The 20,465-nt window shown below is 44.9% G+C and carries 15 protein-coding genes; 7 read left to right on the forward strand and 8 right to left on the reverse strand.

The features are described from left to right. Positions 1-29: 29 nt before the first annotated feature. Positions 30-1,166, forward strand: a complete 1,137-nt coding sequence (locus L4C35_RS11635) for a M20 family metallopeptidase (RefSeq protein ID WP_428463012.1) — start codon at positions 30-32, stop codon at positions 1,164-1,166. 91 nt (positions 1,167-1,257) lie between these two features. On the opposite strand, the gene L4C35_RS11640 is transcribed toward L4C35_RS11635, so the two are convergent. After that, positions 1,258-1,425, reverse strand: coding sequence for a hypothetical protein (locus L4C35_RS11640; protein WP_428463013.1), 168 nt, complete (start codon positions 1,423-1,425; stop codon positions 1,258-1,260). 306 nt (positions 1,426-1,731) lie between these two features. Between L4C35_RS11640 and hcp the strand changes: the two genes are divergently transcribed. The 3 genes from hcp to fldA all read left to right on the forward strand — a co-directional run bounded on the left by hcp (position 1,732) and on the right by fldA (position 7,364). Next, positions 1,732-3,081 carry a hydroxylamine reductase gene (gene hcp / locus L4C35_RS11645; RefSeq protein ID WP_428463014.1) on the forward strand — a complete coding sequence of 450 codons (1,350 nt, stop codon included), beginning with the start codon at positions 1,732-1,734 and terminating at the stop codon, positions 3,079-3,081. Between the two features lie 150 nt (positions 3,082-3,231). Continuing rightward, positions 3,232-6,774, forward strand: coding sequence for a pyruvate:ferredoxin (flavodoxin) oxidoreductase (gene nifJ / locus L4C35_RS11650; protein ID WP_428463015.1), 3,543 nt, complete (start codon positions 3,232-3,234; stop codon positions 6,772-6,774). An 83-nt stretch (positions 6,775-6,857) separates the two neighbouring features. Then, positions 6,858-7,364 carry a flavodoxin FldA gene (fldA, locus tag L4C35_RS11655; RefSeq protein ID WP_428463016.1) on the forward strand — a complete coding sequence of 169 codons (507 nt, stop codon included), beginning with the start codon at positions 6,858-6,860 and terminating at the stop codon, positions 7,362-7,364. A gap of 110 nt (positions 7,365-7,474) precedes the next feature. Here the strand turns inward: fldA and L4C35_RS11660 are convergent, their stop codons facing one another. From L4C35_RS11660 to yejK, 4 genes are all read right to left on the reverse strand, one after another. Further along, complete coding sequence (locus L4C35_RS11660; RefSeq protein WP_428463017.1) at positions 7,475-7,846, reverse strand: nitrous oxide-stimulated promoter family protein; 372 nt, start codon at positions 7,844-7,846, stop codon at positions 7,475-7,477. Between the two features lie 47 nt (positions 7,847-7,893). Continuing rightward, entirely contained in the window at positions 7,894-10,419 is a 2,526-nt protein-coding gene (locus L4C35_RS11665) for an ATP-binding protein (RefSeq protein ID WP_428463018.1), read from the reverse strand. Positions 10,420-10,435: 16 nt separating this feature from the next. Further along, positions 10,436-12,394, reverse strand: a complete 1,959-nt coding sequence (locus L4C35_RS11670; protein WP_428463019.1) for an Hpt domain-containing protein — start codon at positions 12,392-12,394, stop codon at positions 10,436-10,438. Positions 12,395-12,578: 184 nt separating this feature from the next. Further along, complete coding sequence (yejK, locus tag L4C35_RS11675; RefSeq protein ID WP_428463020.1) at positions 12,579-13,592, reverse strand: nucleoid-associated protein YejK; 1,014 nt, start codon at positions 13,590-13,592, stop codon at positions 12,579-12,581. Between the two features lie 76 nt (positions 13,593-13,668). Here yejK and L4C35_RS11680 point away from each other — a divergent pair, with 76 nt between their 5' ends. Both L4C35_RS11680 and L4C35_RS11685 read left to right on the forward strand, forming a co-directional pair. After that, on the forward strand, positions 13,669-13,884 hold the full coding sequence (locus L4C35_RS11680) for a YejL family protein (RefSeq protein ID WP_048899141.1): 216 nt from the start codon (positions 13,669-13,671) through the stop codon (positions 13,882-13,884). Positions 13,885-13,925: 41 nt separating this feature from the next. Continuing rightward, positions 13,926-15,788, forward strand: a complete 1,863-nt coding sequence (locus tag L4C35_RS11685) for a DUF3413 domain-containing protein (protein ID WP_428463021.1) — start codon at positions 13,926-13,928, stop codon at positions 15,786-15,788. Between the two features lie 72 nt (positions 15,789-15,860). Here L4C35_RS11685 and L4C35_RS11690 read toward each other — a convergent pair whose 3' ends face one another. After that, positions 15,861-16,169, reverse strand: a complete 309-nt coding sequence (locus L4C35_RS11690; protein ID WP_428463022.1) for a hypothetical protein — start codon at positions 16,167-16,169, stop codon at positions 15,861-15,863. A 474-nt stretch (positions 16,170-16,643) separates the two neighbouring features. On the opposite strand from L4C35_RS11690, the gene L4C35_RS11695 reads away from it, so the two are divergent. Then, a complete protein-coding gene (locus L4C35_RS11695) occupies positions 16,644-17,795 on the forward strand; it encodes a GGDEF domain-containing protein (RefSeq protein ID WP_428463023.1) in 1,152 nt (383 codons plus the stop codon). A 17-nt stretch (positions 17,796-17,812) separates the two neighbouring features. Here L4C35_RS11695 and L4C35_RS11700 read toward each other — a convergent pair whose 3' ends face one another. Continuing rightward, positions 17,813-19,747, reverse strand: coding sequence for a DNA topoisomerase III (locus L4C35_RS11700; protein WP_428463024.1), 1,935 nt, complete (start codon positions 19,745-19,747; stop codon positions 17,813-17,815). Between the two features lie 124 nt (positions 19,748-19,871). Further along, positions 19,872-20,420: an NAD(P)H nitroreductase gene (locus L4C35_RS11705; RefSeq protein WP_428463025.1), complete on the reverse strand. Its 549-nt coding sequence runs from the start codon at positions 20,418-20,420 to the stop codon at positions 19,872-19,874. Positions 20,421-20,465 lie beyond the last annotated feature (45 nt).

The following is a 20,465-nucleotide window of genomic DNA, read 5'->3' on the forward strand; positions in this document are numbered from 1 at the left end:
ATCTCAACTAAGGGCGCTTTGGAGTCATTATGAATATCTCCCTACAAGATTTTTCGCTAGAGAATTACCTAGAAGAACTACGTCCATTAATTGATGTTGATTGCGGTACCTTGACCAAAGAAGGCATCGAAGTTATTGCCAACCAAATGGAAAAAAAATACCTCGATATGGGTTGGTTCGTAAAACGTGTTGATTGTGGTATCGCAGGCACTGGCCTTGAAGTTCGCAACAAACCAGATACAGAACAAATCGATGTGATGATGATTGGCCACATGGATACCGTATTCCCAGTCGGTACTGTGGCTGCACGCCCAATGACAACCGACGAAAACCGCGCTTACGGCCCTGGCGTTTCAGATATGAAATCTGGCCTGTTGAACGTTGTATACGCCCTGCGTAACATCGACAAAGCAGTAACAGATAAACTGTCTATCTGCATCTGCATGAACCCAGACGAAGAAATCGGTTCGCTACATTCTGAAGAGTGGCTAAAAAGCGTGGCGGTTAATGCGAAAAATGTTCTTGTAGCAGAAGCTGCACGTGCTGATGGCTCGCTAGTTAAAGCGCGTAAAGGCATGGCACGTTACCGCTTAGGCTTTGCAGGTAAAGCAGCGCACGCAGGTAACGATCCACAAAGTGGCCGCAGTGCAATCACTGAGATGGCAAACTGGATCCTAGCGATCAATGCACTCACTAACTTCGAAACAGGCACCACACTTAACGTAGGTGTCGTGAACGGCGGCGCAGGTGCAAACATTGTTCCTGATCAAGCAGAAGCGGTGGTTGATGTGCGTTTTTGGGATAACGATGAGTATGCGGATGCCGATGCAAAAATCCGTGCACTAACAGAAACACCGTTTGTTGATGGCGTCACCATTACAGTTGAGCGTGAAGCGCATAAACCGTCTATGGTGCCATCTGAAAAAACTGAAGCACTAATGGCATTGGTTGAGCAATCAGGTGAAGAGCTAGGTATCGAGATTAAATGGCAAGAGGTTGGCGGTGGTTCTGATGCCAACTTAACAGCGGTGATGGGCATTCCAACACTGGATGGCCTTGGCCCTGCAGGTGCTGGCTTCCACAGTGCCGATGAATACTTAGAGCTAAATACCATCGAACCTCGTATTCAGCTACTAATGCGTGTTCTTGAAAAATTAGCGGCATAATAGCCACTCATTAACACGATCAAAAAGGGCGCTTAGTATTGATACTAAGCGCCCTTTTTATCTTTAACTTTTCAATGAAAGGTTTGCGATGTTAGTTAACCAATTCGACCTTTTCTGAGTATTTTGCTTCTTCACGGGGAAGCAGCCCTCTCTCTTCGCATAACTGTCGAAGAAACTTCTCTTTCACTTTTGATAAGTGCTGACGCGACTCGGTATTCGCTTTGCGTTGAATGCTACGTGTCATTCTGGCGTAAGTCATTGTGATCAGCCCTTTATTTTCTATCCATATCTCTGTATGTAAGCAAATATCTGCTTAACATTACATTCGAGAGCAGAATATTACCCTAATCATAGGTAAACTGAAATAAGAAAGACACAGTTGCATAATGCTAGAAGATAACTTCTACTCATTTATAGTTAGATACTTAATCCTATAAGACATTTTTCGCATTAACGTGCATTATATTTGCAACTTAATGATCCTGATCAATGACGATATTAATCGCCACTCGCTATCCTTACCCTATAAAGTTGCAAAATAAATACACCTTAAAAGGATCTAGCAATGTCGAACCTAGCAATGTTCTGTCACCAGTGTTCTATGGCACAAAGTGGCGGCTGTGGTAGCACAGGTAAAACACAAGGCACATGTGGTAAAGATGAAAACTTATCACGCCTCCAAGATATTATGATTTTTGGCTTAAAGGGCCTATCAGCATACCGTACTCATGCTGACGATCTTGGTGCTGCAACTAAATCTGTTGATGATGTTATCGCAGAAACACTGTACTTCACGCTGACTAACGTTAACTTCAGCTTCGACCAGCACATTGCTCAACTGATGAAAATCGGTGGTGCAGGTAGCGAAATGATGTCAATTCTGGGTGAAGCTCACCACGGTCGCTTAGGGATCCCTACTCCTGTATGCGTACCGCAGAACAAAGCTGAAGGCAAAGGTATTCTAGTAACAGGCCACGACCTTGAGCTGCTTGAGCGTCTATTGATTGCTACCGAAGGTAAAGGCATCAATATCTACACTCACTCTGAGATGTTGCCAGCACATGGTTACCCTGAACTACGTAAATACGCACACCTAAAAGGTAACGTGGGTAAAGCATGGTTCGATCAGAAGAAACTGTTCCAACAATGGAACGGAACTATCATAGTGACCACTAACTGTATCGTGCCACCAACAGGCCGTGCAGATTACGCCGATCGTCTCTACAGCTACGGTATTGTCGGCATTGATAACTGCCGTCAACTTGAAGATGATTTTGCGCCACTTATCGAGCAAACACTTGCACTGCCTGATATCGAAGGTTTTGATAGCGAAGAAACCCTAATGACGGGCCATAACTACAAGACAATTTTGGGCCTAGCACCACAAATTCTTGATGCAGTTAACGCGGGTAAAATTAAGCGATTCTTCGTAGTTGCGGGTTGTGATAAACCAGGTAAACCAAATGATTACTTCCGCGAACTTGCGCTTTCGATCCCAGATGATTGCATTATCTTGACCTCTTCTTGCGGTAAATTCCGCTTTAATGACCATGATTTCGGTAACATCCCTGGCACTGAGATCCCTCGCTACCTCGACCTTGGTCAGTGTAACGACAGCTACGGTGCAGTAATGATTGCACTGGCGTTAAGTGATGCTATGGGTGTGCCGGTGAACGAGCTACCTGTGAACATCGTGCTTTCTTGGATGGAACAAAAAGCAGTATTGATCCTATTGGCACTGTTCAACTTAGGTATTCAAAACATCTACTTAGGTCCAAACCCACCAGAGTTTGTAAACGAAGATATCTTTGCTTTCCTACAGCAGCAGTTCAACCTGCAGCTTACAGGCGACGCAAAAGACGATTTAGTAAAAATGCTAAATCCACAACCAAAAATTGAGGTAGTAGAAGCGTAATAGCTTTTATATCTATCCCGCCTACGTTACTTGGTGCTACACCAGTACCGGGATAGACCTCATGAGTCGCTTCCACCCTACCCACTCAGGAAGCGGCTCACTCCTTCATTAATAAGAAATTATTACAGTGCTCGTTCGCTGGAGCTTGTTATGTCTGAACAAAACTATATTTATAAAACACTAGACGGTAATGAAGCCGCCGCATCCATCGCTTACCGTTGTAATGAAGTGATTGGTATCTACCCTATCACCCCTTCTTCTCCGATGTCTGAAGCTTGTGAAACATGGGAAAGCCAGTCAAAGAAAAACCTGTGGGGACAAGTTCCTCGAGTCATTGAAATGCAATCTGAGGGTGGTGCCGCTGGTGCTGTTCACGGTGCATTAATGGCAGGTTCGCTGGCCACAACCTTTACTTCGTCACAGGGTTTGCTTCTAAAAATCCCGAACATGTACAAGATTGCAGGTGAACTAACACCGTTTGTTATGCATGTTGCCGCGCGTACGTTAGCTACCCATGCTTTATCTATTTTTGGCGACCATTCAGATGTCATGGCAGTACGCCAAACCGGTTTTGCCATGCTAGCAGCCAACTCTGTCCAGCAAGCCCATGACTTCTCACTGATCGCACAAGCATCAACGCTTGATAGCCGTATTCCTTTTGTGCACTTTTTTGATGGTTTCCGTACCTCTCACGAAATCAACAAAATCGCGATGATCAACGATGACACCATCACTGAAATGATCGATCAAGATGCCGTTGATGCATTTCACCAGCGCGGTCTAACACCTGATGCACCGAGTATCCGTGGTACTGCACAAAATCCTGATACCTTTTTCCAATCACGCGAAGCTGCAAACTCATTCTATACGGCGTGTCCAGATACCGTCGCAGATAACATGGCGAAGTTTGCTAAGCTCACTGGCCGTGAATACAAACTGTTTGATTACTACGGTCATCCAGAAGCCACTAACATCATCATTGTGATGGGCTCTGCTACCTCGACTGTTCAACAAGCCGTTGATCATCAATTACAAGCAGGCCAAAAAGTGGGCGTGCTCAACGTTCACCTGTACCGCCCGTTTTCACTCAAGCACTTCCTGCAAGTGCTGCCTGCCAGTGTCAAAAACATAGCGGTACTCGATCGCACCAAAGAACCAGGTGCAATGGGCGAGCCGCTTTACCTTGATGTCGTGGCAAGTCTTACTCAAGCGGTCGCGACACAGACGCTTAACCAACTACCTCGCATTATGGGGGGTCGCTACGGTTTATCATCGAAAGAGTTCAACCCAAGCCACGCCAACGCTATCTTTACCGCGATGGCAGAAGATCGCTTACACCACGACTTTACTATCGGTATTACCGACGACATTACTCATCTCTCTTTGCCCGTAAAAACACAAATAGATGCAGAGCCAAGCTCTCGCCTTCGTACGCTATTTTATGGGTTAGGCGCAGATGGCACCGTCAGTGCCAACAAAAACACCATCAAAATTATTGGTGAAAATACCGATTTACACGCCCAAGGTTATTTCGTCTACGACTCTAAAAAGTCAGGCGGTACCACCGTCTCGCACTTACGCATTGATCAGCGCCCAGTCGAAGCACCCTATTTAATCGAGCAAGCAGAGTTCATTGCTTGTCATCAATTCCAATTCATCAATAAATTGGAAATGGTTGAGCGCGCAGCCCCACAAGCAACGCTATTGCTTAACAGCCCTCACTCGGCTGAAAACGTGTGGCAGTACCTGCCCCGCGAAGTACAGCAGCAGATCATCGATAAGCAGCTATCCATGTATGTGATTGATGCAGTATCACTGGCGCGCGAACTCGGGCTAAAAAATCGCATTAATACCATCATGCAAGCGGGTTTCTTTGCACTCAGCGACATGATGCCAACCGATCAGGCACTCGAAAAACTCAATCAAGCGATTGAGCAATCGTACAGTAAGCGTGGCCCAGCCATTGTCGAAGCGAACCAAAAAGCGGTGGCCGCAACGGTTGCCCGTATTGAGCAAGTGACGATTCCAAGCACAGTCACCAGCACTTTCTCTCGCCCTGCAGTTGTTAGCGAACGCGCCCCCGATCTCGTCAAACACGTCAGCGCCATGATGATGGCTGACAAAGGTGATTTACTGCCAGTCAGTGCATTCCCTGTTGATGGCACATGGCCAACCGCCACCAGTCAATGGGAAAAACGCAACATTGCCCAAGACATTCCAGTATGGGAAGAAGATCTTTGTACCCAATGTAATATCTGTACTTTAGTTTGCCCACACGCAGCAATCAGAGCAAAAGCCGTCAATGCTGATGACTTAGTCGATGCACCAGAAGGTTTCAAAGTCACAGAATACAAGCAACGTGATTTCAAAGGGCAGCAATACACCCTCCAAGTCTCACCACAAGATTGTACTGGTTGTAACCTCTGTACCATGGCCTGCCCTGCAAGCGATAAAGACGATCCAAGCCGTAAGGCCATCAACTTACAGCCAAAAGTTGAACACATTGAAAGCCAAAGTGAAAACTACCAGTACTTCACTGAATTGCCAGAACTTGCTCGCATCGACATAAAGCGAATCGATGCACGTAGCAGCCAGCTGCTACAACCTTTGTTTGAGTTCTCTGGTGCCTGTTCAGGCTGTGGGGAAACCTCGTACATCAAGCTACTGACTCAACTGTTTGGCGATCGCATGTTAATTGCCAATGCGACAGGATGTTCTTCTATCTACGGTGGTAACTTACCGACAACACCGTATGCGGTAGACAAAAACGGCCGTGGTCCTGCGTGGGCAAACTCTCTATTTGAAGATAACGCTGAATTTGGTCTGGGTATGCGCTTGGCGCTCAACAGTAAGCGCGATCGCGTATTGCATTTACTGGATCAAGTGGCCGATGTGATCCCAACTGAATTACGTGAACAACTCACCAATGACGCTTTTGATAGCAGCGAAGCCGCCGTTTGTCGTCAGCGTGATAACGTCAACAAACTACGCGCGCAACTTGATTTCTCGCATCAAGCACTCATCAACAGTGCAGATGATCTCGTGGCAAAAAGTAACTGGATTGTCGGTGGTGACGGTTGGGCTTACGACATCGACTTTGGTGGCCTCGACCATGTGCTGTCAGGCAGTGATAACGTTAATGTCTTAGTGATGGATACCCAAGGTTACTCCAACACAGGTGGCCAGCAATCAAAAGCAACCCCAACAGGTGCTGTGGCAAAATTTGCCACCCAAGGTAAAGCGAGCAACGGTAAAGACTTAGCCGTAAACATCATGATGCACGGCAATGTCTATGTCGCCAAAATCGCCCTTGGTGCCAACATGAACCATGCCGTTAAAGCCCTACAGGAAGCCGAGGCTTACCCTGGTCCATCACTGGTTATTGCCTACTCACCGTGTATTACCCATGGTTTTGATATGGCAGAAGGTGTCGAGCATCAGCAACTCTTGGTGGAAACAGGGCTATGGCCGTTGTTCCGCTTTGATCCACGCCGTACCGAGAAAGGCCGCGCCGCACTGCAACTGGACTCGAAACCACCGAAGAAAGACGTAGAAGCGCTCATTAGCCGAGAAGCACGCTTTACGCAGGTTCAGCGTAAAGACCCAGAACGCTATGCTGCAAACCTTGAACGTCTACGCCAGCAAGTTAGCCATAAGCATTTGCTATTGAACCAATTATTAGAGTGGAAGTAGATTTTACTCAAATCACAACATCACTCATCGCACATTAGATAAATATTACAGATAGGCTGCCTGCGGGCAGCAAAGGAGACACCATGACAACTCAACTTAATACCGCTATTTTCTTTGGTAGCGACACAGGTAATACCGAAGCGGCAGCACAAAAAATCGCAGAAAAACTCAACCTTGAAGCGCAAGACATCGCAGGGTGCAGCAGCGAGATTTTTGATGACTACGAGCTACTTATTTTAGGCACACCAACAGCCAACTATGGCGAGATGCAACCTGACTGGGACTACTTCGTACCTGAGCTAGAAGATGCTGATTTAAGCGGAAAAAAAGTAGCGCTATTTGGGCTTGGCGATCAAGTGGATTACCCTGATAGCTTCTTAGATGCCATGGGCGATCTTGCTGATTTAGTGGTAGATGCAGGCGGCGAGTTAGTCGGCGCTTGGCCAACCGATGGTTATGAGTTTAATGACTCTCGCGCAGAAAAAGAGAGTGGTCAATTTGTCGGCTTAGCACTTGATGAAGACCGTCAACCAGAACTCACTGATGATCGTATTGCGACTTGGTTAACAGCTTTAGGTTTTGCATTGTAGCGCTACCAAGCTTGAAGCGACATAAATACAAAGAAGGCTGCCATGGCAGCCTTCTTGTTTACCTGAAGCCAAAGCTTCGATAGATGATTGTCAAAGAGAAGCTAGTGTCATTACCCTTTATGACTCGCCCCTGTGGTCGCCTGGTTGGTGTGGCGATGTTCTGCCCGTAAACTATCCATTTTAAAATGAAACGCTTTCATCGGGTGCCGCCAAAAAAAGCGAGGCAACGACCAACGTAAAACATGTGTCAGATGAAGACGTTTCGCGGGCGGATAACAAGAGGCTGTACAACATTGGCACGTAGGCTTCTCATTACCTAACCGACAGCTTGTCATTCGATTTTCAACGTAAGCGATAAGACCTTCGCATTCAGGGCACATAATTGCCCCACGATGCAGCGTTTTACAATACAAGCGAATCATCGCTTTCACTGTGTCCAGTTCACGCTGCGAACGAACTGAATGTTGGTTTTGAACTATCATAGTGCGGCATATTATCCACCGCAGGTACAAAGAAGATTTGATAAAGATCAACTTTGCATTGTGATCGCACTATTATCCTCTCTCGCCTGCATAGTCACAGTATAAAGGTCGGATTCCGATATGGGTTTACCTATATGACCTTGCATTCCTGCTTCTCGGCATCTCGCAATATCCGCAACCATCACATTTGCCGTCATCGCAATAATCGCGGTATCTACATTTATCCCATTGGTTTCACGAATAGCTTTCGTCGCCCCCACACCATCTAAACGTGGCATCTGCATATCCATATAAATCACATCAAATAACTCGTGCTGTGCTTTTTCAACCGCTTCAATCCCATCGCATGCGGTATCAATGGAGAACCCCATACGGCTCAGCAGTTGGCTCGCAATCAAGCGGTTCACTTTATTATCTTCAACCAATAAGCAACGTAGCCCTGTAAAAGGCTGTTCTGGCGGAGCAGTATTGGCTGAAGCAATATAAGACACCAACGGATTACCTCTGCTTTTAGCCAGTGGAAATGACAGCGTGACAGTAAACTCAGAGCCTTGCCCTTCTTGGCTCACCACATGAATATGTCCATCCATTAGCTCAATCAACTGACGTGTAATGGTTAAACCCAGCCCTGTACCGCCAAAGCGACGGGTTGTTGTTTCATCTGCCTGCGAGAATTTATCAAAAATATGATGTAATTTTTCATTTGGTATGCCAATTCCACTATCAGAGACTTTGATTTCAACCACAACACAGTCCTTATCTCGCTGCGCCAATACGATATATAAATGAATAAAGCCCTGATGGGTAAACTTACTGGCATTACCGAGTAAATTAATCAGGATCTGCTGAACTCGAGTCGGATCCCCTAATAACTCAACCGGGATCGCATCATCATAATGCAGTTGATAATCCACTAACGCTGGATTCTCGATGGTAGGTCGAAGCAGTTCATGGGCGTATTGTGCTAATTCGTAAAGATTAAACGGCACAGTTTCGAGCTCAACTTTACTCGACTCAATTTTACTAAAATCCAGAATGTCATTAATTAAGGTCATCAAGCTTTTCGCTGAATGGCTAATAATCGACAAATATTCTCGCTGTTGGCCTGATAAGGATTCACTTTGCATCAGCCCCGCAGCCCCTATGATGCCATTCATTGGGGTACGAATTTCGTGACTCATATTCGCTAAAAATTGCTGCTTCGCTTCTGCCGCTTTTAGCGCCTGTTGCTTCGCCGTTATTAAATTTTCACTTCGCTGATTAAAGCGATGTACTAGCGCCCCTAATTCATCGTGCGAGTAAACGGGTAAAGGCGTAAATTCATCATCATTTTTTTGTTCTGTTAATGCTTCACGTACGGACTTCAATGGTTTGAAAATACGGCGATAGAAAAAGATAAATGTGACAGCAATAAATATCACCACAACAGGTAACATAAATAACAGCAGCTGCCTTTCTAGCTGAATGGCTTGCGCGTACATATCACGCTGAGGCACACCTTGTAATAACATCCATTGCATTCGAGGTATGCGAATTACTGAAATAAATGCTGGTTGGTTGAGTATAGGGTCGGTATCCACACTCAAGTTAAACAAGGGATGGGAACGACTCATATTTTCATCAGGGTAAAGGAGTTCAGTCGCGACAGCTATCGCATAACTCATTGATATGCTTAGTGACTGTTCAACAATTTTTTGAGCAAGGCCTGCTACTTTTTTATCCACTTGGTACTGGTGCCGACGATTCGCCATAATGTCATTAATCGCCAATGCTATCGGTGTAAAGCTAGCTTCTTTTTCTGAATATTCATGGCTTAATATATAGCTTGGCACCGCGGTGGACGTATCCATCACTCTCGCCGCTTCGGGATAAGCTAAAAAACGGCCGGAACGATCCAGCAAAGAAAAGTAAACGCCTTGCAGCTGCCCCTGTTCAATCAAGTAGGTATTCAGTGCTTTAACCCTGATATCCAAGGTGACTACACCTGCAAATTTCCCATCAGAATAATAAGGTACAGCGCAGGTCACCATTGGCTCTGCGGTATAAGGGTCGGTATAGGATTGTGACCAATACGCATCACCCGCAGCTAACCACCGAGCAGGGACAAACCATTCAGCCGCATAATAAGGGGCCGATAAATGGCTGTTATAGCTGTCGATACGCTCTACTGATCCCGTACTATTTTTGGTGTAAAACAAACTATTCAGTAACTGACGATCATCTTTATAGGCATCAGGCCAAATCCCACCACCAGCAATAAATTTACCTATTGCTGGGTTCGTCAGTAAGTTTTGGAAAAAACGGTCAAGCACTTCTGGGGACTCTACCGTTTCAACAGCATTCGATAAGCTCAGCGCTGCGCTCTCTATTTTAGCGCCAAGTTGCACAATGGATTGCCCTACCGCTTCTGATTCGGCTGCGACTTTTTGCTCTGCCGATTGGGTAGAAAGCTGAACACCCACAGTCTCCATCACATAAACGATACTCAGTACAACCATCAGTAAAAGCGCCAATAGCAAAGCTAGGCCTTTAAAACTAATCGACTGATACCAAGCAATCACTTTTGGCTTCATTGATGCAACCACACGATTAGGCTACCCCTTCTTCATAAATGGCTAAATTCTCTGCCTCTAAATAGTAGGTTGCAGCAGAAATAGTGTCAGTCAAACACGTATCAAATGCGCGGTAATCGGCATCACTCACAACTAGACCTTGTTTAAAGCTAGCTTCAATATTACCCGCTAATACTTTTAACGGATTCGCCCCTAAGCTAGAAGAGACGCCTTTAATACTATGCACAATACGAATGGCTTCTTCAGGTATCTCAGAAACGCCATGCACTTGTTGCAATAACTTTTTACCGTCGTTCACATGCTCTTCAACAAAAATCGCCAACAGCATCTTTACCGAATCAATGTCATCATCCATGGTTGTCATCATGTATTTAATATCGATTAACGCGCGTACATTTGGAGTAGAGTCTGCTTTTTTTCCTGTTTGTTTCGCCTCCGCCGTAAAATGTTCACCTTTAGTAAGGGGATCACTGGCATCGATAGATTCGTTAACTGTTGCATCACTCAAGCTATCTTTTACCGCAATCTTTTCAGACTTATGCTTTTTTATGACAACCGTTATACCCTGCGTTTCTAGGTAATCCTGTACTGTTTTCACCACATCATTAAGGATAGTGCCTAATTCAATGCTGTCACCCTCAACGATCATATCTTCTTGTTTAATTGCTATCTCTAAGCGCTCAGCGATATTTTTCAATGCATTAGAGCCTATGCTGCCTGCAACCCCTTTCAAGCTATGAACGATACGAGCGGCGTCTTCAATACGCCCTTGCTCAAGCGCATCCATAAAATGAACATCATCACTATTGTGCTCTTGGACGAAAATCTCCAGTAACATCAGAACGGAATCGAGATCGTCATCCATGCAATGCAAGATATGGCTAACATCAAAAAGTTCGGTCGTGCTCACAGGTGATGAAACCGATGGCGTTTCCTGCTCTACCGCTGGCTGAATGGCAACTTGATGACTTGGTTGACCTTTTAATGGCGCAACTTGCTCTTGGGTAGCATTAGTATTAGGAGCGGCCTCTGTGGTGGTTGATCGCAACTGAGCGGTGTTTAGTGGAACTTCGTTATTTACGGCAACAGACTCTTTCGCTTCAGGGATTGGAAGGTGTGACAGTAGCTTCTTCGGTGCAACCTGAAAGAATGCAGGTAACAAGGTTGTTAATGTAAGGAAAATAACGAGTACAGCAAACAGCACCAACTGCCCTTGTGCATATTGGCTACGAACCTCTTTGATCTGAAATAAGACCTTGTTATATGTCTCGTCAAAGGGGGTGAGATGAATATCATGAATCGCCTGCAAATACTGCATATAACGCGATAGCATTGGCAATATAGACCTAATCACAAACTGTGCCTGAGCTTGTCGTTCTGGCGTTAATTGTTGCTGCTGAAAATCAACAGAAAGTAGCGAACGATTCAATGGCTCTAAAGCCATATCATTACTGATTTGCTCTTGGCTCAATAAACTTAATAAATCTAACGTCAACTGCTGATACAAGGATTCCAACATTGGATCTTCGTTATCTTGCTGCGCTGCGATCAAAGTTGAAGCGATATTGCTAAATGCGTCATGACTCATCAAGGCGACATCTAGTTGCTCGGCGTATTGACTACCTTGTAGCATCAAACGATTTAATTCTACTTGCAGCTCGCCACTTACTGCATGGCTACCTAACTGTAGCAGTCGCTGGCGAAACACAATTGAGATCTTACTTGGTTGATCTATAGATTCAAACCGATTCACAACCGCTTGTTTATGCAGGCGTAAGGCCTCTGCTTGCAGTTGTTCAACGTCATTTTCTAGCGTCGCTAATCGGCTGGATTGTATGTATAAGTAGGCAAAAGCAACCCCGACGGATAGAGCGATCACAAAAAGAGCACGAGATAACCACAAAAGTCTGGTTGGAAGTAATTTTGTCAGCGGGATTGCTATTGATGAGAAGGCAGTACTCTTGTCGTCATCCATGTCTGCTCCTGAAACGCAAGTAGTTAATATTGCAAGCATAATATTAGACAACGATGCCTAGTTAAGCCAACAAACTTCCATGTAATACTTGAAGAGAGTCACTACGCCATATTCAAAATGCGTGTCAAGCGACAGAGGTCAATCACCCCAGCCGCTTTATCTACACCTTGAATCGATAACAGGTTTAGTTATCTGAATTCAAGCGGCGTTGTAATTGATCTTTTAGATTTGGCGGCGTGCCCTTGATAGTTAGGGTATCCGTATCGGCATCATAAAAAATACGCTCACCCAGTAGCATGCTGTCGAAATTAATAGACATACCGCCACCAGAACCAACAAATTTAGTCAGTTTACGCATTGCAGTACGATCCGCTGGGAAGCTTTCTTCAAGCTCGTAACCTTGCTGAGAAGTGAACTGATAAAAATCAGTACCATCTTCTGATGGTGGTAATTCACCAGCAAGCTCTTTAACAGTGACTTCATCACCCGCCTGGAGTTGCTCATTACAGTAGTCGTACACTTGCTTGCGGTATTGTTGCTTTTCTTCTTTATCAAGGCGCGAATCCGCACAGAAGTCTTCCACAGCTTGCATCAGCACTTGGTTTTGAACTTTAACGTCTAAACCCACTTCTGCTTGTAAAAAATCTAAGAAGAAATCTGCAATTTTACGGCCAACGCGACCTTTAATGAAGGTCAGGTAACGTTTAGACTCCGCGTCCGTTTCCCATGCAGAAAGATCAATGCGCGCAACAATATCCATTTTTGCGACATCCAAATAATCCGTCGCGCTAATGTCGAGTTGCTCAGTCACTTTCATGCTATGGCAAGTTGGCATTAAACCGATGAAAAGATAATCAGTTGCCAATGATTGGTATTCAGCCATTACAAGCGTACCCGCTTCAGCAAAAGGATATTTTGCTAATTCGGCCTGTAAACGTTTTGCTGATTGGTCAGAAAATGACAGAAAATCGAGCTCTTTAGTGCGACATTGCTTCAGCCAATGGCTAAATTCGCTCTCTTCTGAGAAGTGAGCAAAACCTTTTGCACCTTTACTGCTGTATACTCGATGGAGCTCAGCAACAAGGTTTTCGGTCGACTCACTGTGATCAAGTGTTTGTTTTCTAAGATGAACTTCAAATTCATCTTTATCATTCTTAGTAAGTTGGTGCAGAATAACGTTCGAAAGTGTCAGGCTCATAATTGAAAAGTTTTTCAGTTAACCAAAAGTGTAGGTTATTATAAGCCGCTTTAGTAAACTTTAAACAAGACTTCCTATGCCTATTACTTCAAAATACAGTAACGACAAAGTTGAACAAATCATCAGTGATATGTTTGACGTACTAGAAAAACACGATGCATCAGCAGAACTTGCTCTGATGGTTGTGGGCAATATTGCTACCAACATCATCAATGCTGATCTACCAGCTGGCCAACGAAAAGCCATTGCTGAGAAATTTGCCCAAGCACTGCAGACCACAATCAAAGACTAACAGAGATACTTTGCCCAAGAGACAGAGAAGAAAAAACAGATATGGTCGCTAGCGGAAACAATTACAAAGACAAAGTATCTCAGCTGATCAGCTGGGGACACTGGTTTAGCTTTTTCAATATCATCGCTGCCATGCTTTTTGGCACGCGATATATTGTGCATTCAGAATGGCCAGTAACCCTACTCGGTCAACTGTATTTATTGCTAAGTTGGGTGGGTCACTTTGGCTTCCTTGTGTTTGGGTTTTATATACTCATCATTTTTCCTGCTAGCTTTCTGATCCCTTCTCAGCGGTTAATGCGTTTATTCGCAGTGCTTATTGCCACTTTAGGCTTAACCACTTTAATTTTAGACAGTTATGCCTATACCACCTTGGATCTCCATTTAAGCCCATTAGTTTGGGATCTTTTGCTTAGTGGTGAGAAAAGTGAACTGAATGCACGCTGGCAATACCTGTTTATTGCTGTGCCTATTCTCTTTTTGTTGCAGCTAGTTCTGTCCGAATGGTTATGGCGTAAATTACGAAAGTTAACCCGCAAACATGTGGGTGGCCCTATCGCACTGGTCTTTGGTTTATGTTTCTTAGGCAGCCATTTAGTCTATATCTGGGCTGATGCATTTTTGTATCGCCCAGTGACAATGCAACGCTCTAATTTTCCATTGTCATACCCAATGACAGCAAAAAACTTCATGGAAAAACACGGTCTTATCGACCGCAATGAGTACACTAAACGAAAAGAACAAAAAGGTGATGCTGAAACACCGCTCATTCGCTACCCAATTGAAAAACTCAGCTTTTCAGACCAAGGTACCAATCAAAATGTTCTGATCGTCATGGTTGATGGCCTACGTAGCGACATGGTCGAAAGCAGCACCATGCCGAATTTAACTAAATTTGCCGAACAGAACCTAAATTACACCAATCACTTCAGCACCAGTAATGATAATACTGTGGGTATCTTTGGCTTGTTTTATGGTTTACCCGGTAGTTACCTTGAAAGTATCCGTACCGAAGCGACGAATCCTGTTCTCGTTTCTACGCTGAACAAACGTAATTATCAATTTGGCTTATTTAGTAGCGATAACTTTACTGCTCCGATTTATTACCAAACGCTATTCGAACAGCAAAAGCTAGCAGCCCATACTTCTGAGGAAGTCACCCCAAATGATCAACTTGCTGTTAGTAACTGGCAACAATGGTTAAGCACGACACAAGAAGATGACAGCCCTTGGTTCAGTTATATTGAGCTATTGTCGGTACAAGAGTTTGAAGAAGGTGGCGATTACACCCCGACCTTTACGCCATCACTCAGTACAACAGCTAAAAATACCAAAATCACTGATCCTGATGTGTTACTTAAAAATAGCTACCGTAATGCCGCTTACTACGCTGATAGCTTAGTTAGCCAGATTTTAGACACATTAGAGCAACAACAAGCTCTTGATAATACTATTGTTATCATTACCTCTAATCACGGTACAGAGTTTAATGAAACGGGCACCAACAGTTGGGGCTCGAACAGTAACTACAGCCAGTATCAACTCAAAGTGCCTTTAGTCATACACTGGCCAGAACATGATCAAGAAGTCATTACGACGATGACCAGCCATTTAGATGTTGTTCCTACTCTCATGGAAACACTGCTCAATGTCTCAACGACCAGTGACAAATACAGCAGCGGTCATAACTTATTTGCCATCGACCCCGATCGTAGATGGGTCATTGCCGGTGACAGCAAAGACATTGTTGTTATTCAAAAGAACTCAACCACAGTTGTCGACCGTTATGGCAACTATCAAGTCTACGATAAAGACTATAAGGTCAAAGATGAACGTCGACCTAAACTATCAACGCTGATGCAGGTAATGAATGAGCTAAAACGCTTTTATCATCCTCAGAAGTAGTTCACACTAAATAGCAAAAAACAGCAGCTAAAAAGCTGCTGTTTTTATATCTGTCTATTCTATAATTCTTCACTAATGGTAATTACTGTTGCTGGCATAACATTGGTCATAACCGTCTTGCCAACCATTGGCGTACTTCCTGTCACCTAGCATGCGTTCTGGATCTTGGCGAAAGCCATCAAGATGCGTGATCGCTTGCTCTTTTCGACTATGACAGCCATCTTGATAGCCATCTAAATAAGGGCGAGTAAAGCCGAGATCAACGAGCTGCTCATGGCGGGCACTCTCGCAGCCACTCACTAATAAAAGCGCAGCCGCTATCATAGCACCTCTTTCAATGACCCCTACTCCACGTTTCGCATATCCCCATAGCAGCTTCATAAACCATCACCCATCAGATTCCCTACTTACAACCCTAGCGAAAATCACCAAGACACTGGTGTCTCAATATTGAGTTTATGAACCAAACCCAATCGGCTACTGCTCACAGCTGCAAACGACAATGGGTGGCCCCAATGCTTTAATTAATGCACAGGTTTCCGCTACAGGCATAAAAACGCCTTAGATAATCTCACGCCATCTCAAAGTGGCGCACTTTACAACGTTGATGGCACGAGCATCCCTTGGTAAGCCAAATCACATTTCGTCTCAAGTGCACTGGTAGCACTTGAGTCAATCCTGCGCATTTGCCTTTGTAAGGCAACCTACAATTGGCTTAAAAATGTGACGTTCTACACACTTCACCTCATATGCAACTAAGGTAACCCATATTTGCGAACTGCCCCTACCTTTAGTCTTAAAATTTCGCTAACAATACCTTATTACACAAACAAAAATAACAAGGAGAGTTGCGAAGTGCTTCCCCATATTCACTCATTTCACCAACAGGCATTGCTTGAGCAATTACAAGCACTTCACAACATTTCCTTTATGTTGTGGCGTACTGATTCCATCAATCAAATGCTTTTTACTGCCGTCGATGAAGCAAAAAAACAGCTCGATATCGACAGAATGGCCATCTTTCTTTTCGATGAAAAATTGCGAATGCACGGGACTTACGGCACTGATATGAGCGGTGCAACTGTGGATGAACACTATTTTGAGTCCGCGATACCAGATCATTGGTTTTCATCGCATGCCTTGAAAGGCCAAGAATATATTGTGATCAACACCAATACCGAGCTCTATCATGATTTAGAGCCTGTGGGGTCAGGGTGGAATGCCTATGTGGCACTGTGGGATGAAGACAAAGCCGTGGGCTGGATAGCTTGCGATAACTTAATTTCAGGCCGACCATTGCAAGACTATCATCGACAATTACTGAAACAGTTTGGTTTTATTGTGTCTCAGCATCTGGTTCGGCGCCAAGCGGAAGAAAAGCTGATCCGCTTAAATAAAGAGTTGGAACATAGAGTCACAGAGCGTACCCAGGCATTACAAAGTGCTAATCAACAGCTAGAACTGCTGGCAAAATGTGACCCTCTCACTGGCGTTGCTAATCGCCGTGCGTTCGACAATCAATTTAACGATGAATGGCGACGTGCAGAACGTCACCAGCTACCGCTATCTTTGTTAATCATCGATATCGACAATTTCAAATCCTACAACGACCAATATGGTCATGCCGCTGGTGATCAATGTTTACACGTTATCGCTAATGCTCTCAATGCTATCGAACGTCGCGCTGGTGCACTGTTTGCGCGCTATGGCGGCGAAGAGTTTGTCTTACTGTTACCAGGCCAAAACCATAAGGCTGCCGTTTATGCGGCCAAGCAAGCGCTGCACGCAGTCAGAAAGCTCAACTTAAAACATAAGCAGCCCAATAATGCAGATCATGTCACGATCAGCATTGGTGTCGCATCGATGACGCCATCACTGCAATATACTGCCAGTGACTTATTTAAATTAACCGACGATGCGCTTTATACCGCCAAAGCGCATGGTAAAAATGGCTATTACTTTCATACTGGGCAAGAGCGGAGCCATCCCAGTATTGCCGCTAAGTAAGGTGCACTCAACCTTACTTAGCGCTTCGTGGTTTTTCGCTTCGTGTATTTACGTTTCTTAGTGCCGCCTTTTTTAAACTCTGGCGACTTTAATTCTCGTAAACTTGGCGGTACATCGCTGGTTTTTACTTTCTCCATCAAAGTACTCACCTGCAACTGAAGGGCGTCCATAAAAGGTTTATAGGCACATTTTTTATCCGCCATATCTTGCAACTGGTGTTCCCAATGCGCGGTCATATCTGGGTAAGTCGATTCTGTCGGCAAGGCATAAATCAAACCGCGTCCAGCATCGGTCGCATGAATATTTTTACCTTCACGCTTCAACAACTGACGCTTAAACAAAATTTCAATAATGCCGGCCCGCGTTGCTTCTGTGCCTAAACCATCAGTGTCGCGTAGAATTTTTTTCAGTGAAGCATCAGATACAAAGCGACCGATCCCTGTCATGGCTTGCAGCAAGGTTGCCTCGGTAAAGGCTTTCGGTGGCTCTGTCATTTTGTCTTTAATTTCACCTTCGCGACAGGTTAATACGGTGCCTTTCTCCAACGGTGGTACCTTATCAGCAAGATCCTCGTCTTTACTCTTATCATCACGCCCTAGCAGCTCTCGCCAACCAGCACTCATCAGCTGACGTCCTTTGGCAATAAAAACGCCACCAGCAATAGTAAAGACTAACTTCGCTTCACTATAAATAGCGGCAGGATAAAACTGCATCAGATACTGACGTGCAATTAATTGATAAATTTTCGCTTCACCACTGCTCAAGGATGCAGGATTAACACCTTTGGGAGTGGGAATAATGGCATGGTGAGCATCGACTTTTTTATCATTCCATGCTTTGGATTTCAGGCTGGTATTCGCCCCTTCACACGCTTGGCTAAGCGCTGTACTGGTCGTCTGAATCGCTTTACACACATCATTCGCTTGCTTGAAGTGCTCAACTGGCAAGTAGCGGCTATCCGAACGTGGGTAAGTGATCACTTTGTGTTTTTCATACAAAGACTGACACGTTGCCAGCACATCGGCTGCACTCATGTTAAAGCGTTTAGCGGCATCAATTTGCAATGCTGAAAGCGAGTACGGCAGCGGGGCGAATTGGCGCGTTTCTTTGCGCTCTGATTCCGTTACTTCAGCCGGTTGGCCTTTGATTCGCGCGACGACATTTTCACACAGCTTGCGGTTAAGAATACGGCCATCTTCATCTTGATGAGGTTCACAGGCTGGACTCGGTTTCCAGCGCGCACGAATGTCATTACCTTGATAAGGGATCAAAGCAAACACTTCGTAGAAAGGCTTGGCCACAAAGTTGGCAATTTCATCATCACGACGCGTTACCAAGCCGAGCACTGGCGTTTGAACCCGCCCAACCGACAATACGCCTTTGTAGCCGCCCTTTTGACCCAGCAAGGTATAGGCTCGCGTCATATTCATGCCATACAGCCAATCAGCCCGAGAACGAGCCAAAGCTGACACCGATAACGGAATAAAATCTCGATTACTGCGCATCGCAGACAGAGCGCGCTTCACAGCACTTGGGTTAAGATCTGAAATCAATAATCGCTGAATTTTTGCTTTCTTAGTCGCTGATACTTTGACGTAATCAATCACTTCATCCACCAGCAGTTGCCCTTCTCTATCAGGGTCGCCTGCATGGACAATGTCTGTCGCTTGCTTGGCGAGTTTACGCACCACACTCAATTGTTGTTTGGCTGATTTTCGTGGGGTGAGTTGCCATTGCTCGGGCAAAATGGGTAAATCGACCATGTTCCACTTTTTGTATTTCTCATCATACGCATCGGGCTCAACTTGCTCTAACAAGTGGCCAATACACCAAGTGACGATATCGCCATTACCCGTTTCAATATAGCCGTTATTATTTTTATGAGGACGAGGGAGTACCGCCGCTATCGCACGGCCAAGGCTAGGTTTTTCAGCAATAAATAAACGAGACATAACAATTATTCAGCAAACTTCAATGAGTTTGAGACTTTAACCAAAGCGGCAGGTAAGAACAAGAAATACTGGATAAAAAGACAGTAAAGGGAAGGCATCCCTTCCCTGTTACATTGGTGTGGTTTTACAGGTACTCAACAAACTGACTCAGATCGCGCTCGTGCACTTTGGCTTCTCGGCAACCCGATGTACCAAGATACAGAAAACCCACAATCAGATCGTCACCTTGTACACCCAGTGATTCACGAACCACAGGGTGGTAGGCCCATTTACCTGTACGCCAAAAACCAGCAAAGCCCTGTGCTACCGCGGCCATTTGCATGGCTTGAGTCGCACAGCCCGCCGATAGGTGCTGTTCAATCACAGGGACTTTGTCGTTCTCTGTGACTTTCGCAACCACAGTGATCACCATAGGGGCGCGAAACGGTGCCTTGCTGGCTTTTTCTAAGGTCGCTTCATCAGCACCATCGGCTTTGGCCGCTTCCACTAGGATATCAGCGAATTTATTCAGTCCTTCTCCTTGCGACACAATAAAACGCCATGGTGTAAGTCCGGCATGATCAGGGGCGCGTAGCCCGGCACGAAAAATATTGTCGAGCACTTCACCTTGCGGTGCGGGCTCCATTAACTTAGGTAACGAACGGCGATTAAGTAATAATGAAAGCGCATCCATAACAACAACCTTTAATGATAATAATTATTGGTTAACAATATCATA

The sequence above is a fragment of the Photobacterium kagoshimensis genome (assembly GCF_050337045.1).
Lineage (GTDB): Bacteria > Pseudomonadota > Gammaproteobacteria > Enterobacterales > Vibrionaceae > Photobacterium > Photobacterium kagoshimensis.

Bases quoted from the DNA above. Each gene is read 5' to 3' on its own strand.
- L4C35_RS11690 (WP_428463022.1), bottom strand. From the start codon at position 16,169: ATGAAGCTGCTATGGGGATATGCGAAACGTGGAGTAGGGGTCATTGAA.
- L4C35_RS11640 (WP_428463013.1), bottom strand. From the start codon at position 1,425: ATGACTTACGCCAGAATGACACGTAGCATTCAACGCAAAGCGAATACC.
- L4C35_RS11705 (WP_428463025.1), bottom strand. From the start codon at position 20,420: ATGGATGCGCTTTCATTATTACTTAATCGCCGTTCGTTACCTAAGTTA.
- L4C35_RS11685 (WP_428463021.1), top strand. From the start codon at position 13,926: ATGGTCGCTAGCGGAAACAATTACAAAGACAAAGTATCTCAGCTGATC.
- L4C35_RS11680 (WP_048899141.1), top strand. From the start codon at position 13,669: ATGCCTATTACTTCAAAATACAGTAACGACAAAGTTGAACAAATCATC.
- L4C35_RS11660 (WP_428463017.1), bottom strand. From the start codon at position 7,846: ATGATAGTTCAAAACCAACATTCAGTTCGTTCGCAGCGTGAACTGGAC.
- yejK (WP_428463020.1), bottom strand. From the start codon at position 13,592: ATGAGCCTGACACTTTCGAACGTTATTCTGCACCAACTTACTAAGAAT.
- L4C35_RS11665 (WP_428463018.1), bottom strand. From the start codon at position 10,419: ATGAAGCCAAAAGTGATTGCTTGGTATCAGTCGATTAGTTTTAAAGGC.
- nifJ (WP_428463015.1), top strand. From the start codon at position 3,232: ATGTCTGAACAAAACTATATTTATAAAACACTAGACGGTAATGAAGCC.
- L4C35_RS11670 (WP_428463019.1), bottom strand. From the start codon at position 12,394: ATGGATGACGACAAGAGTACTGCCTTCTCATCAATAGCAATCCCGCTG.
- hcp (WP_428463014.1), top strand. From the start codon at position 1,732: ATGTCGAACCTAGCAATGTTCTGTCACCAGTGTTCTATGGCACAAAGT.
- L4C35_RS11700 (WP_428463024.1), bottom strand. From the start codon at position 19,747: ATGTCTCGTTTATTTATTGCTGAAAAACCTAGCCTTGGCCGTGCGATA.
- fldA (WP_428463016.1), top strand. From the start codon at position 6,858: ATGACAACTCAACTTAATACCGCTATTTTCTTTGGTAGCGACACAGGT.
- L4C35_RS11635 (WP_428463012.1), top strand. From the start codon at position 30: ATGAATATCTCCCTACAAGATTTTTCGCTAGAGAATTACCTAGAAGAA.